This is a genomic window from Stenotrophomonas sp. 17(2023) (assembly GCF_030345315.1).
Classification (GTDB): Bacteria; Pseudomonadota; Gammaproteobacteria; order Xanthomonadales; family Xanthomonadaceae; genus Stenotrophomonas; species Stenotrophomonas acidaminiphila.
Window position 1 is genome coordinate 698,461 of the sequence record NZ_CP128405.1, and the last position, 14,720, is coordinate 713,180.

General features: G+C 67.2%; 7 protein-coding genes. 1 reads left to right on the top strand and 6 read right to left on the bottom strand.

From position 1 onward, the window contains the following. Window positions 1–23 precede the first annotated feature (23 nt). The 6 genes from QQA12_RS03045 to QQA12_RS03070 form a co-directional block, all read right to left on the bottom strand. Window positions 24–2,372, bottom strand: a complete 2,349-nt coding sequence (locus QQA12_RS03045; protein ID WP_226050681.1) for a family 20 glycosylhydrolase — start codon at window positions 2,370–2,372, stop codon at window positions 24–26. 169 nt (window positions 2,373–2,541) lie between these two features. Next, a complete protein-coding gene (locus QQA12_RS03050) occupies window positions 2,542–5,340 on the bottom strand; it encodes a TonB-dependent receptor (protein WP_226050680.1) in 2,799 nt (932 codons plus the stop codon). Window positions 5,341–5,456: 116 nt separating this feature from the next. Then, the gene (locus QQA12_RS03055; RefSeq protein ID WP_226050679.1) at window positions 5,457–6,503 is read right to left on the bottom strand and encodes a glucokinase family protein; all 1,047 of its coding nucleotides are present in this window, start codon (window positions 6,501–6,503) and stop codon (window positions 5,457–5,459) included. Between the two features lie 321 nt (window positions 6,504–6,824). Further along, a complete protein-coding gene (locus QQA12_RS03060) occupies window positions 6,825–9,134 on the bottom strand; it encodes a family 20 glycosylhydrolase (RefSeq protein WP_226050678.1) in 2,310 nt (769 codons plus the stop codon). 109 nt (window positions 9,135–9,243) lie between these two features. Then, window positions 9,244–11,919: a TonB-dependent receptor gene (locus tag QQA12_RS03065; protein WP_226050677.1), complete on the bottom strand. Its 2,676-nt coding sequence runs from the start codon at window positions 11,917–11,919 to the stop codon at window positions 9,244–9,246. A 60-nt stretch (window positions 11,920–11,979) separates the two neighbouring features. Beyond that, window positions 11,980–12,972 carry a glucokinase family protein gene (locus QQA12_RS03070; protein ID WP_226050748.1) on the bottom strand — a complete coding sequence of 331 codons (993 nt, stop codon included), beginning with the start codon at window positions 12,970–12,972 and terminating at the stop codon, window positions 11,980–11,982. A 432-nt stretch (window positions 12,973–13,404) separates the two neighbouring features. Between QQA12_RS03070 and QQA12_RS03075 the strand changes: the two genes are divergently transcribed. Beyond that, window positions 13,405–14,688, top strand: a complete 1,284-nt coding sequence (locus tag QQA12_RS03075) for a sugar MFS transporter (protein ID WP_054662972.1) — start codon at window positions 13,405–13,407, stop codon at window positions 14,686–14,688. Window positions 14,689–14,720: the final 32 nt, after the last annotated feature.

The window sequence follows — 14,720 nt, forward strand, 5'->3', positions numbered from 1 at the left end:
ATGCCCGGAGGCGCTGGCCGCGCCTAATCCCGGGTCCGCAGCGTCACCTGCTGCAACACCCACATCCGCGGCCGGGTGTCGCCGCTGAAGGTCATGCACAGGTCGGCGCTGCCGCCGATCGCCGAGCGCAGCGGCGCGTCCAGGGTGATGAAGCCATCGGCGTCCGGTGCCTGCGGCAGCGGCACGGAGGCCAGCACCGGGCCTTCGCAGCCATCGCGGACCTCGAACTCGCCGTGCGCCGCCACCGCCTTGCGGAAGCCGCGCCTGGCCTCTTCTTCGCGCAGCAGGCCGAAGTTGTAGGGAATGCGGCCGGCGCGTACCTGGATCGAGGCCACGTCCTGCAGCTGCGCGCCTTCCCACAGCCAGCACGGGTTGAAGATGCTCACGTCGAAGGTCTCGCGCGGGCCATCGGTGGGGTTGTCGTCCTCCAGCCGCAACAGCAGGCGGCCGCCCTGCGGGCACTGCGCCAGGGTCTTGTCGGTGCGGCTGAGCAGTGCGGCCGCATCCAGCGTCCACCGGCTTGCCCGGTCGGCCAGCGGCTTGCCCTCGAAGAAGGCGGCGGCGTGCAGCTCGGTCGGCACCGCCAGGTCCAGCGGTGCGGTGTAGGCGGGCGATCGTGCCGTCGGTACGCTGCCGTCGGTGGTATAGCGGATGTCGCCGTAGCCCAGGGGGTTGGACAGCTCGACCCGCACCCGGTTGCCGGCGCGGTCGTCCTGGCGCTGCATCGCCACCGACAATGCGGTCTGCCCGTAGGCGATGCCCAGCGCCCGGTAGCGTTGCAGCTGCACCGGCAGGCGCGCGAGGAAGCCGTCGTAGTCCTTGCGCTGCAGCGGCGTCCACGCGATCTCCGCCAGCGCCGCCATGCGCGGGAACAGGTTGTGCTGCAGGCGTTCCCAGGTCCGGGTGTGTTCGGTCCACATGTTGGCCTGCACCCCGATCACGTGCCGGCGCTGCTCGGGCTGCAGCTGCCCGGGTATGGGATCGAATGCGTAGATCTTCTGCATCGAGGTGAACTTCGGCCGGCCCGGCGGTTCGTCCGGCAGGTTGGTCTGCAGGAAGTCCAGGTACAGCGTGTTGCCGGGCGACATCACCACGTCGTGGCCGTGGGTCGCCGCTTCGATGCCGCCCTCGATGCCACGCCAGGACATCACCGTGGCCTGGGGCGGCAGCCCGCCCTCGATGATCTCGTCCCAGCCGATCAGCTTGCGGTCGCGCGCTTCCAGGAACGTCTCCAGGCGCTTGAGCATGTGCGACTGCAGCGCTTCTTCGTCCTTCAGCCCGAGCTTGCGGATATGCGCCTGCACCGCGGGCGATGCCTGCCACTGGTACTTCACCGCCTCGTCGCCGCCGATGTGCACGTACGGGCCGGGGAACAGGTCGATCACTTCGGCCAGGACGCCTTCGAGGAACTGCAGCGTCTCCTCGCGCGGGTTGAACAGGTAGGGATTCACGCCCCAGTTGTGCGACGGCTCGGTGGGGCCATCGACCACGCCGTGCTCCGGATAGGCCGCCACCGCCGCCTGGGCGTGGCCGGGTACGTCGATTTCCGGAACGATGGTGATATGGCGGGCCGCGGCGTAGGCCACCACGTCGCGTATCTGCTCCTGCGTGTAATGGCCGCAGTACCGGTTGGGGGTGCCGTCGGCGTTGCGCCCGGCGTCGCCCTGCGGCACGCGGCAGCCGCCGACCTCGGTGAGCCGGGGGTAGCGCTTGATCTCGATGCGCCAGCCCTGGTCGTCGGTGAGATGCCAGTGGAAGGTGTTGAGCTTGTGCGTGGCCATCGTGTCGAGCAGGGCCTTGATCTGCTCCACGCTCCAGAAATGCCGCGCCGAGTCGAGCATCAGCCCGCGCCAGGCGAAACGCGGCGTGTCCTCGATCCGCATCGCCGGCAGCGCCACCGCCACCGCCTGCGGCCCGGCAAGCAGTTGCCACAGCGTCATCGCGCCATTGAACAGTCCATGCTCGTCGCCGGCTTCGACGCGGATGCCGTCATTGTCGATGTGCAGCGTGTAAGCCTCCGGCGATGCGCCGGCCTGCGCGGGAACGATGCGGAAATCGATGCCGTTGCCTTCGCCCTTGCCGCTGGCCAGCCGCAGCGGCGTGGTCCTGCCCAGCAGTTCGGTGAAGTGCGCGGCCACCCGGCCGGCGGCATCGCCCTGGGCGCGCAGGGGCGTGGTCGCATCGACCACGAAACGGCCCTCGGCCGGCCGCACCATGGCCGGCAATGGAATCAACGGCACTCCCTTGACCTCGGCGGCCGCCGCCGTCGGGAGCGGTGCAGTGGAAGATGCGGGCGTGCAGCCGGCGGCCATGGAAAGCGCCGCGAGCAGGGTGGCCGTCAGCAGCGTGGCGGCGGTTCTGTTTCGGATCATCGTGACTCCCTGGAGCTGGGCGGATGCATGGCGGTGGGCGCCTGTGTCCGGGCGCCGGGGCGCGGGACGCGGGCGGTTGGTCGCCACTGTAAAAAAAAGGGCCTGGAAAAGCTCCAGGCCCGTTGGAGGAGAAAGAACGCAATCGGGATTCCGCGCCGGTGCCCCGCCTTTAGAAGGCGAAGCGCAGCGAGGCCATGTAGCGGCGGCCGCTCAGGTAGGCGCCGCGGGTGAGCTGTTCCACGCCCGAGTAGGAGTGGTACTGCTCGTCCAGCAGGTTCATGCCTTCCAGGCCGACGGACAGGTTCTCGTTGATCCGGAAGGCGATGGACGCATCCAGCGAGGCATAGTCCATCGTCCACAGCTGGCGGCCGGCGCTGACGTTGGTGAAGTACTTGTCGCGCCAGCCGTAGGTGACGCGGGCGGTCCAGGTGTCGTTCTCGAAGAACGGGCTGATGTTGAACTGGTTCTTCGAGTTGAACGGCAGCGGGCGGCCGCCGGTGGCTTCGCCGTCGGAGTAGGTGTAGTTGGCGACGATGCCGAAACCAAGGCCGAAGTTCTGCTGCCAGGCCAGCGAATAACCCTTGATCCGGGCGTCGCCGGCATTGCGCGGGCGGTCCACCAGGTAGGTGTCGTTCTTGTTCTGGTTCTGGTTCCAGTGCGTCTCGGGGGTGGACTCGGTGAGGATGTAGTCGGCCACGTCGCGGTAGAAGATGGAGCCGGCGACGATGGCGTTCTCGGCGAAGTACCACTCGGCGGAGAAGTCGACGTTGGTGGATTGGTAGGGCTTGAGGTTCGGGTTGCCGCCGCCGCCGGTCAGCGCGGTGTCGGACAGCCACAGGTAGGACGAGATGTCCGTGTAGTTGGGGCGGGCGATGGTCTTGGCGACGGATGCGCGCAGCACCAGCGATTCGGTGGCGTCGTAAACCAGGTTCAGGTTCGGAAGCACGTTGTTGTACTTGTTCTTCTTCACCACCGGGTCGTACGAGGCGGCCAGCTTCTCGGCCGACCATTCCGGCTTGGTGCACCCGGCCAGGCCGGTGTTGCATTCGTAGCTGCCCGACTCCAGGTCGGTACGCACGTAGCGCACGCCGACGTTGCCGCGCAGCTTGTCGAAGCTGAAGTCGGCCTGCACGTACGCCGCGCCGATGTCCTCGTTGATCGACCAGTTGTTGCGGGCGAACTCCTCGGCGCTGAACGGCGACACGACCGGCATGGTCTGCCACGGCGCCAGCCACTTGCCGCTGCTGATGTAGTCGGCCAGCTTCCAGCCGTCGATGGTGAAGCGCTTGCCCAGGTCGCCGTAACCGCTGAGGCCACTGAGATAGTTGCCCGGCAGCTCGCGCGGATCGAACTGCGACGCCTTGGCATCGCCATAGGTCGCCACGGCCGCCAGGCCGATACCCTGCTGGATCTGGCGGGTCTCGTGCTTGCGCTGCTTGTAGCCGAAGCGGAGCAGATAGACCGGCGAATCGAGCTTGATGCCGAAATCGACCTGGCCGTAGGTTTCCTTGTCCACGGTCGGCTTCTCCACCAGGTTGCCGCCCCAGCCGGTGTTCCAGCCCGGCTTGGACGGGTCGCCGCCCCAGCCGCCGTCCATCTGGAACTGGTCGGGGTTGAGGAACGGGTTGTTGCCGGTGAAGGTCACGCTGCCCGGATTGCCGGGGGCACCGGCGATGGACCAGGTGTAGTCGGTGCGCGCCAGGAACTCGCCGAACACCTGCTTCGGGCCGCCGTCGGCCTTGGTGCGGCCGATATGGGTGGATGCGAACCAGCGCTCGTCGTTCCAGTCGAGCTTGACGTCGTAGGTCGACGACTCGACGTTGGCGCGGCGGTTCTGCAGGTCGAACACCACCAGTCCGTTCTTGTGGCTGGCACTGGTGATCAGGCCGTCCTTGACGGTGATGTCGCTCAGCGTCTTCAGGCTGTTCCAGGTGTTGCCCTGGTGGGTGAACATCGACTGCGCCATGTGGTCGAAGTTGGCGTCGATCTTCAGCGCGTTCAACTCGATGTTCATCTGCTCGACCGGCTTGAACTGCAGCGCCAGCGAGTAGGTCTTGCGCTCGCGTTCCTGCTCGAAGAAATGCGCGCTGGTGGAGTTGGGGCCGACCGCGTTCGGGTTGGCATACAGCGTTTCGGCGCAGGTTCCGGTGCAGGTGGCCGGCAGCGTCGGCTGCACCCCGTTGACCGGCGGCTTGGACCAGTCCGGCGGCAGGTTGGTGACCGAGCCCGGTGCGCCGCCGACGCCGGCGATGTAGTCCTTGGCCCGCACGATGCCGTAGGACTCGATGCCATCGCGGCGGATGCTCTCGTTGGAGGCCTGCGCCGAGACGATCACACCGAAGCTGCCGGCGTCGTTCTTCCACGCGAATGCGGCCGAGGCATTGGGATCGGTCTTCTCGACGCGGTCGTTGCGGCCGTAGCTGACGCGGCCGGACAGGCTGACCTTCTCCGGCATGTCCAGCGGCTTGCGGGTCGAGACGATCACGGTGCCGCCGATCGAGCCCTCGTCGATGCGCGCTTCCGGCGACTTGAACACTTCCACCTTGCCGACCAGCTCGGGCGCCAGCAGCGAGTAGTTGAAGGTACGGGTCGGGAAGTCGGACATGTTCCAGTCGCCGGAGGCGATGGACTGGCCGTTGAGCAGGGTGCGGTTCAAAGCCGGATCGGTGCCCAGGATCGACACCTTCTCGCCCTGGCCGTAGGCCCGGTCGATGGTCACGCCGGGGATGATGGTCATCGCCTCGGCCACGTTGGTGGCCGGGAACTTGCCGACGTCCTCGGCGGTGATGACGTCGACGATGGCGTCGGCATTGCGCTTGGTCTCCAGCGATTGCTGCAGGCTGGCGCGGATGCCGGTGACCACGACGCGGTCGAGGTCGGTCGCCTCCTTGCCCGCCTCCTGCGCATGCGCGGAAAAGCTCAGGCAGGTGACGATGGCGGCGGACAGTACGGACTTGCGGTACCTCATGATGTCTCTCCTCATCATTGGCGTGTTTGTGGGTTGAACCGCGGGTGCTGGGGGGTGCCGGTGCGCGGGCGGCTGCCCGTGCGGCGGTATGGGTTGCTGCGTGGGTGGGAGCGTGGTCAGGTGCTGCGGTGCTGCAGATACCAACTGGCAGCGCCGATGACGCCCAGTTGCCCGTGCTCGACCAGTTTCACGGGAATGCGCTGCAGCGCCTTTGCCATGGGTCCCTTGTTGAGGAAACGCTCGACGAAGGTGCTGCCGATGAGGAACGGGCCGAGCTTTGGCAGGATGCCGCCGGCCAGGTAGATGCCGCCCTGCACGCCGTAGAGCAGGGCCATGTCGCCGATGGTGGAACCGAGGATTCCGCAGAACAGTTCCAGGGTCTGTACGGCGAGCGGGTCGCTGCCGTCGCAGGCGGCGGCGCTGACGGCATCGGGGGTGGCGTGCACGGGCGTGGCGCCGCGCACGGCGCACAGTGCGTTGTAGAGGTTGAGCAGGCCGGGCCCGGACAGCGCGCCGTGCTCGATGGAGACGTGGCTGCGGTTGCGCAGCATCTGCTGCAGGACGGCCATTTCCAGTTCATTGCCGGCGGCCAGCGCGGCCTGTCCGGCCTCGGTGGCGAGCACGACCGAACGCTCGCCGACGGGGATCCAGAGCGCGGCGCCCAGGCCGGTGCCGGGGCCGACGACGAGGGTGGGGCCGCGTGGTGCCTGCGCCGGGCCGGTGAGCTGCAGCACCTGGCTGCCGTCGATGTGGGCGGCGGCGTGGGCGACGGCTTCGAAATCGTTGACCAGGTGCACGGCCTGGAAGCCGAGGTCGTCGCGGATGCGGCTCGCCGACAGCGGCCAGGGCAGGTTGGCGGAGATCACGCTGCCATCGGCCAGTGCATAGCCGGCACTGGCGATGACGCATTCGCGCGCGCCCGGGGCATGGGCATGGAAGTCGGCGAGTATCGGTCCCAGCCCGGCGTGGTCGGCGCAGCGGTAACGGCGGTAGGCGATGACGTCGATGCCCTGGTCCGGCGTGGCGCGGACCAGCCCCACCCGCACATGGGTGCCACCGACATCGGCGGCGATCAGCGGCACGGCCGGCGCGGCGATGGGCAGGTGCTGGGTTGGACTGAAGCTGGCGACCACGCGGTTCCCCCGGAGTGTCTGCAGATCCATGGGGAGCTGCGGCATCCGGAGTTTCGGTGTTGGCTGACAACGATGTCAAGCTGCTTTGCAAAAAATTTTCAGATAGTTTGACTGGCCAAAATCCAAAATAAGTCAATGATTGCAATGGATAAAATTATTTCAATCGAAACGATGCGTAAAAATAGAGTGGATGAGGAGGCGGGCGTCTGAATTCTGTGAAATTTTTTCGCATCCTCTTTCCACGGCGCATGGCCTGGACCCGGGCCGGCCTCCGGCGTGCCGGGCGCCACCTGTCCCGGGCGGTCCCCACAAAGACGGGGGCCACCGTTTCCGGTGGCCCCTGGTGCGTGCTCAGCGCGTGTTTTCCAGTTTTATCCAGTCCAGCGTCCACAGCTCGGGCCGGGTGTCGCCGGTGAAACGGATGCACAGGTCGGCGCGTGGCGAGGAGGTGCGCAGCGGCGCCTGCAGTTCGACGAAGCCGTCGGCGCCCGGTGCGGCGGGCAGCGGCAGCGAGACCAGCGGCGTGCCCTTGCAGTCGGCCAGGATCTCCAGTTCGCCATGCGCGGTGCGGGAGGGGGCGAAGCGCCGGCTGGGCTCGTCATGGGCGAGCTGGAAGTTGTACGGGATGCGGCCGGCACGGACCTTCACCGCGCTCACCCCGGCCAGGTCCGCGTCCCGCCACAGCCAGCACGGGCTGAAGATGTTGACGTTGAAGATCGCGCGTTCGCCATCGGCCGGGCCGTCGTCTTCCAGGCGCAGCAGCAGCTTGCCGTCGCCGGGGCAGAGGTCGAGCCGGGTGTCGTCGCGGGTGAGCAGCGAATCGGCGGTGACGGCGAAGCGGCTGGCGGCTGCCAGTGGGCGGTCCTGGAAGAACGCCGCGGCGCGGATCTCGGTCGGCAGCCCGACCTGCAGCGGCTGCGTGTAGCGCGGCGAGGTGGGGCCGACCTCGCTGCCGTCCAGGGTGTAGTGCACCGCGTAGCCGAGCGGGTTGTCGAGGGTGACCCGGGCGGTGCCGGCGGCGCGGTCGCCGCTGTCGTGCATGTCCACCTGGAACGGGGTCTGCGCATAGTCGATGCCCATCGCCCGGTAGCGCTGCAGCTGGCGCGGCAGCCGCTGCAGGAAGCCGGCGAAGTCGCGCTTGTCGGCCGGGCTCCAGCCGGTCTCGGCAACCGCGGCCAGGCGCGGGAACAGGTTGTGCTCGAGGATGCGGTCGCTGCGGGTGTGCTCGGTGAACATGTTGGCCTGCAGGCCGAGGATGTGCTGGCGCTTGTCGGCGGCCAGTCCGGCGGGCACCGGCTCGAATTCATAGGCCTTGCGTAGCTCGATGGTGGTCGGCCGGCCCGGCGGCTCGTTCGGCGAGGACGTCTGCAGGTAGTCCATGTACATGTGGGTGACCGGGGTCATCACCACGTCGTGGCCCTCGCTGGCGGCCCTCAGGCCACCCTCGGTACCGCGCCAGGACATTACCGTGGCCTCCGGCGGCAAGCCGCCTTCGAGGATCTCGTCCCAGCCGATCAGGCGCCGGTCGTGCTGCTCGAGGAACTTCTCCAGGCGCTTGATGAGGTGGCTCTGCATCTCCATTTCGTTCTTCGCGCCGATCGCGCGCATGTGCGCCTGCACGCGCGGCGAGGCGATCCACTGGTCCTTGACCGCCTCGTCGCCGCCGATGTGCACGTAGCGCGCCGGGAACATGTCGATCACTTCCAGCAGCACGTTCTCCAGGAACCGCAGGGTGGCTTCATCGGTGTTGAACAGGTTGGGGAACACGCCCCACTGGTTGTCGATGACCAGCGGCTTGCCGGTGGTGCCCAGCGCCGGGTAGGCCGCGATGGCGGCGGTGGCGTGCCCGGGCACGTCGATCTCCGGGATCACCTGGATGTGCCGCTGTGCGGCATAGGCGACGATCTCGCGGATCTGTTCCTGCGTGTAGTAGCCGCAGTAGCGGCGCGGCTCGCCGGTGGCCGGGTCGCGGCCGGCATCGCCCAGCGGCACCCGGCAGCTGCCGACCTCGGTCAGCTTCGGGTAGCGCTTGATCTGCATGCGCCAGCCCTGGTCGTCGGTCAGGTGCCAGTGGAAGGTGTTGAGCTTGTGCTGGGCCATGGCGTCGAGCAGCTTCCTGATCTCGTCCATGCTCTGGAAATGGCGTGCCGAATCCAGCATCAGCCCGCGCCAGCGGAAGCGCGGGGTGTCGTCGATGGTGGCGGCCGCGACGCGGCCCGGGACGTCGCCGGTGAGCAGCTGCGCGGCGGTGACCGCCCCGTAGAACAGGCCCACGTCGTCGCCGGCGCTGATCTCGATGCCGCTGCGGGAGACCTTCAGCGCATAGCCCTCGGCGGTGTTGGTCGCGGAGGGATCCAGGCGGAAGCGGACCTGCGCCTGGCCGGCGTCGTCGGCCACGGCCAGGGTCGGGCCGCCGTTGCGTGCCAGCAACTCCACGAACTGGCCGGCGGCGCGGCGCGCCGCATCATCGCTGCCGCCGGCGCGGGCGCCGGCTTCCAGCACGAAGTCCCCGCCGCCGCCCGCCTGGTAGCGGGCCGGCTGCGGGATCAGCGATGGCATGGGGGCGCTGCCGGCGGCATGGGCCTGCAGGGCGATGCTGCCGAGCAGCAGGCAGCTGCCGAGCCAGGTCGTGCGGTGGCGCATGCGGAGGGACTTCGTCATCGGGCGGAGCTCCTGTGTTTTCTGGAGGGTACTCAAAAAAAACGCCGGGCCCGGAATGATCCAGGCCCGGCGCGTCATGCTGTCCGGCGATGCAGCGTGCCGGGATGGATCAGTACTTGAAGCGGAAGTTCAGGTAGTACTGGCGGCCATTGCTGTAGAACGCGCTCGGAATGCTCGCGCTCTGGTAGTACTTCAGCGACGGGTTGTTGAGGTTCAGCGCATCGAAGCTGACGCTCATCCAGTCGGTGGCCTTGTAGCTCAGCGACAGCGACAGGGTGCCGAAATCGTCCTGGTAGTAGGGATTGGCGCCCTTCAGGCCGATCAGGAACGCCGAACGGTAGGTGTAGCTCACCCGCGCGCCGAAGGTGTCGTTCTCGAAGTAGCCGCCGACGTTGTAGGTGTTCTTCGACGTGCCGAGCAGGTTGTTGCTGCCGTCGGCCCAGGTGTGAGAGGTGCTGCCGTCGGCATAGGTGTAGTTGGCGTTGACGCCGAAGTTGTCGCCGATCGGCTGTTCGTAGGCGAGTTCGACGCCGGTCACCTTGCCATTGGAGTTGACCGGAACCGCGACCTGGTATTCCTCCAGCTTGTTGGTCAGCTCGCTGAACAGCATCTGCTTCTCGGTGCCGAAGGCGACGTAGTCCTTCAGGTTCATCGAGTAGGCGCCGATCGAAAGCAGGCCGCGCGGCATGAAGTACCACTCGAGGTTGGCATCGAAGTTGGTCGAGACCACCGGGTTGAGCTTCGGGTTGCCGCCGCTGCCGGTGCGGCTCAGGTCCGAGCCGCTCGACGCGGCGCCCAGTGCCGAGTAGTCGGGCAGGGTCTGGGTCTGCGAGGCGGCGAAACGGAACACCAGGTCGTCGGCCATGTCGAACTTCAGGTTCGCGCTCGGCAGCACGCGGCTGTGCTTGTTGTTGAAGGACAGCGCCTTCCATGCGCCGAACAGGCTGCTGACGTCGGCATTGGCCGGGTTGCTGACGGCCTGGTAGGTGTCGATGTCCTGGTCGATGTTGACATAGCGCAGGCCGACGTTGCCGCTCCAGCGATCGCCCGAGAAGTTGGCCTGCACGTAGCCGGCGAAGTTCTTCTCCGCCACCTTCCACTCGCCGCCGTAGTTGTGGCGGCCGGTGGGGCCGTCATTGCCGGACAGCCAGGTGGAGTTCTTGAGGATGGCTTCCTTCAGCGCCGCCGGCGTGAAGTACCACAGGTTGCGCGGGAAGCTGCCGCCGATGCTGCTGGCGAAGCCGCCCGGATACGAGGCGGTCGCGCCGTTCTTGAGCGTGCTCCAGATGTCACCCGGCGAGGCGCCTTCCGGGGACAGCGCCTCGCGCTTGTGGTCGGCGTAGCGCAGGCCGAAATCGATCGAGTTCAGGGTGCCGTTGTCGAAGTACTGGTTGAAATCGGCGGTGAACCATTTCTCCTTGTCCAGTGCGGTGACCTGCTGGTTGCCCCAGGTGCCGAAGCTGGTCACGTCGCTCGGGTCGGTGCCGCCCCCCAGGGTCCAGTCGACCGGCGAGCCGATGCCGTGGGTGGCCCAGCTCGCGCCTGCGTCGGCCGCCAGGGTCACCTCGGCGATGAACTGGCGCGGGGTAGAACCTTCACCCTTGGTGGAACCGGCCTGGAACTTGGCGCCGAGCCGGTCGTTGACCTGCCAGTCGGCGTCGAGCGTGAGGTAGTTGCTCTTGGCCGTCGCCTCGCGATAGATCATGTCGTACACGGCATAGTTGGTGCCGGGCTTGCCCGCATACGTGGCATTGGTCAGCACGCCGTCCTTGACCACATAGCCGGGCTTGGGCGATTCGGTATTGGCGAAGTTGCCGCCCCACAACATGAAATTGCGGTTGTAGTTGTTGGCATCCATCTTCGAGCTGAAGCCTTCGACGCCCAGGGTCAGGTTGTCCGCCGGCTTGAACTGCAGCGAGAGCAGGCCGCCCTTGCGCTCGCGGGTCTGCTCGAACAGGGTCGAGCCGAGCAGGGCCGGCGCGTACGCGCCGATCAGGTCCGGATTGTTGAGGCCCACTTCGGTGAGGTTGCCGTTGCCGTCCCTGCCGGTGATCTGGAAGAAGCCCGAGGGCAGCTCCTGCGCTTCGCGGCGCAGTTCGCGCTTCTGGCTGAACGCCTGCACCATAACGCCGAAGGTGCTGTCCTCGTTCTTGTAGTTGAACAGGCCGGCGAGCTGCGGGTCGTTGGACTTGGCCTGGTCCGAGCGCACCGCGCCGATCGAGGCTTCGGCGGTGATCTGCTTGGCGAATTCAAGCGGCTTGCGGGTGATGATGTTGACCGTGCCGGTGGTGCCGCCGTCCTGCAGCTTGGCCTGCGAGGACTTGTTCACTTCCACCGAGCGCACCAGTTCCGACGGCAGCAGGGTGTAGCTGACGCTGCGGCCGACGTTGCTGCCCTGGCTGAGCACGAACCAGTCGGCCGAGCCGACGCTGTGGCCGTTGATCAGGGTCTGGGTCAGGCTCGGGCTGGTGCCGCGCAGGCTGACGCGGTCGGCTTCGTCGAAGCCGCCTTCATCGGCGCTGGACGAGCTGATGTTCACGCCCGGCAGGCGCTGCAGGGTGTCGGCGACGTTGTGCGCCGGCAGCTTGCCGACATCTTCCGCGGTGACGACCTCGACGCGTGCATTGGCTTCACGCTTGGTGTCCAGCGACTTTTCCATCGAGCCGCGGATGCCGGTGACGGTGACGGTGTCCAGGTCGGTCGCCTTGGGCTGCGCTTCCTGCGCCTGGGCGCTGAAGGCAAGGCAGCCGGCGATGGCTGCCGAAAGCAGGGTCTTGCGGTGCATGTTGTCTCTCCTCAACATCGGAATGAAAGGCACGGGCGTGCCGCTTTACTTCTGGTCTTGCTATTGCATCTGTTGCTTATGCTGCGAGGCTTGCGTGGCCAACTTTTCCAGATACCAACTGGCAGCGCCGATGACGCCCAGTTGCCCGTGCTCGACCAGTTTCACGGGAATGCGCTGCAGCGCCTTTGCCATGGGTCCCTTGTTGAGGAAACGCTCGACGAAGGTGCTGCCGATGAGGAACGGGCCGAGCTTTGGCAGGATGCCGCCGGCCAGGTAGATGCCGCCCTGCACGCCGTAGAGCAGGGCCATGTCGCCGATGGTGGAACCGAGGATTCCGCAGAACAGTTCCAGGGTCTGGACCGCGAGCGGGTCGCTGCCGTCGCAGGCGGCGGCGCTGACGGCATCGGGGGTGACGTGCACGGGCGTGGCGCCGCGCACCGCGCACAGTGCGTTGTAGAGGTTGAGCAGGCCGGGCCCGGACAGCGCGCCGTGCTCGATGGAGACGTGGCTGCGGTTGCGCAGCATCTGCTGCAGCACGGCCATTTCCAGTTCATTGCCGGCGGCCAGCGCGGCCTGTCCGGCCTCGGTGGCGAGCACGACCGAGCGCTCGCCGACGGGGATCCAGAGCGCGGCACCGAGGCCGGTGCCGGGACCGACGACGAGGGTGGGGCCGCGCGGCGCCTGCGCCGGGCCGGTGAGCTGCAGCACCTGGCTGCCGTCGATGTGGGCGGCGGCGTGGGCGACGGCTTCGAAATCGTTGACCAGGTGCACGGCCTGGAAGCCGAGGTCGTCGCGGATGCGGCTGGCCGACAGCGGCCAGGGCAGGTTGGCGGAGATCACGCTGCCATCGGCCAGCGGGTAGCCGGCGGTGGCGATGACGCAGTGCGCCACCTGCGGATGATGGCTGCCGAAGTCGGACAGGATCGCGCTCAGGCTGGGGTGGTCGCCGCAGCGGTACTTGCGGTAGGACAGGATCTCGATCGTCCCGCCGTCGCTGCCGCCGGCGCGGATCAGGCCGACGCGGACATGCGTGCCGCCCACGTCGGCGGCCATGAACGGCCGCGACGCACTGTCGAGCGGAAAGGTCTGCAGTGTGGGGGCGGCAGCGGTCACTCGGTTTCCCTATGGCGTTGGGGGAGCGCCCGTCAGGCGCCATCGGGAGCCGAGTCTGTAATCGTTCTGACAACGATGTCAACGAATAGTTGAAACTTTCGATGTTGCGCCGCAGCACCGTTTTGCGCACCGACCGCTCTGCCCGAAAGGTTGCAATCGAAAGCACGCGCGCGGCAAATCCTGCGTTTTTTCCGGGCGGGCATGTTGATCGTCATGGCCTTGCCGCACCCTGGCAGTAGGCCCGCCGGCGGGTCGCGTGTGCACGCGTTGTTGACAAATGCGGCGGCACCCAACCATAAATGTGACAACGTTGTTCCCAGTTACCACCGGTCGGCGTGAGCCGTCCCTCTCGCAGCTGCAGGAGCCTTGCCAATGTCCGCCGTTCCCGCCTCCACGCCGCGCACCGGCATGGCGTCCTCGATCGCCATCGTCGGCGGTCTGTTCTTCATCCTCGGATTCTGTACCTGGATCAACGGGCCGCTGATCACCTTCGTCAAGCTGGCCTTCGAGGTCAGCGAGGTGTCGGCGTTCCTGGTGCTGATGGTGTTCTACCTGTCCTATTTCTTCCTGGCCCTGCCGGCGTCGCTGATCCTCAACCGCACCGGCATGAAGAAGGGCCTGGCGTTGAGCCTGGCGGTGATGGCGGTGGGCGCGATGCTGTTCGGCCAGTTCGCGACCCAGCGCTGGTTCGCCGGTGCGCTGGGCGGGCTGTTCGTGATCGGCGGCGGCATGGCGCTGCTGCAGACGGCGGTCAACCCGTACATCTCGATCCTCGGCCCGATCGAGGGTGCGGCCCAGCGCATCGCGCTGATGGGCATCTGCAACAAGGTCGCCGGCATCCTGGCGCCGATCGTGATCGGCTCGCTGGTGCTGCACGGCATCGGTGACCTCGACGCCCAGGTGAAGGTCGCCGACGCGGCGACCAAGGCACAGCTGCTCAGCGATTTCGCCGCCAAGATCCATACCCCCTACATGGTCATCGCCGGGGTGCTGCTGCTGGTGGCGGTGGGCGTGCTGTTCTCGCCGCTGCCGGAAGTGCGCGCGGCCGAGGCCAATGCCGTGGCCGCCGATGGCGCCCAGGAGAAGCGCAGCATCTTCCAGTTCCCGCACCTGTGGCTGGGCGTGCTGTGCCTGTTCGTCTACGTCGGCGCCGAGGTGATGGCTGGCGATGCCATCGGTACCTACGGCCATGGCTTCGACCTGCCGCTGGACCAGACCAAGCTGTTCACCTCCTACACGCTGACGGCGATGCTGGTCGGCTACCTGGTCGGCCTGGTGCTGATCCCGCGCTTCATCTCGCAGGAACGCTGGCTGGCGGTTTCGGCGGTGCTCGGGGTGGTGTTCTCGCTGGGCGCCTACGTCACCCACGGCTACGTCTCGGTGGGCTTCGTGGCCGCGCTGGGCTTCGCCAACGCGATGATGTGGCCGGCGATCTTCCCGCTGGCGATCCGCGGCCTGGGCCGTTTCACCCAGACCGGCTCGGCATTGCTGGTGATGGGCATCGCCGGTGGCGCGATCATTCCGCAGGCGTTCGCGGTGCTCAAGCAGCACTTCGACTTCCAGCTGGTGTTCGCGGCGCTGATGGTGCCGTGCTACCTGTACATCCTCTATTTCGCTGTCAGCGGGCAGCGTGCGGGCCGCGCGCATGGCGGCTGAATCGAGCATCATGGCGGCCAGTCAGTCCAGGC

Coding starts and splice junctions, on each gene's coding strand:
- QQA12_RS03045 (WP_226050681.1), bottom strand. CDS start 2,372: ATGATCCGAAACAGAACCGCCGCCACGCTGCTGACGGCCACCCTGCTC.
- QQA12_RS03070 (WP_226050748.1), bottom strand. CDS start 12,972: ATGGCCGCCGACGTGGGCGGCACGCATGTCCGCGTCGGCCTGATCCGC.
- QQA12_RS03075 (WP_054662972.1), top strand. CDS start 13,405: ATGTCCGCCGTTCCCGCCTCCACGCCGCGCACCGGCATGGCGTCCTCG.
- QQA12_RS03050 (WP_226050680.1), bottom strand. CDS start 5,340: ATGAGGTACCGCAAGTCCGTACTGTCCGCCGCCATCGTCACCTGCCTG.
- QQA12_RS03055 (WP_226050679.1), bottom strand. CDS start 6,503: ATGGATCTGCAGACACTCCGGGGGAACCGCGTGGTCGCCAGCTTCAGT.
- QQA12_RS03060 (WP_226050678.1), bottom strand. CDS start 9,134: ATGACGAAGTCCCTCCGCATGCGCCACCGCACGACCTGGCTCGGCAGC.
- QQA12_RS03065 (WP_226050677.1), bottom strand. CDS start 11,919: ATGCACCGCAAGACCCTGCTTTCGGCAGCCATCGCCGGCTGCCTTGCC.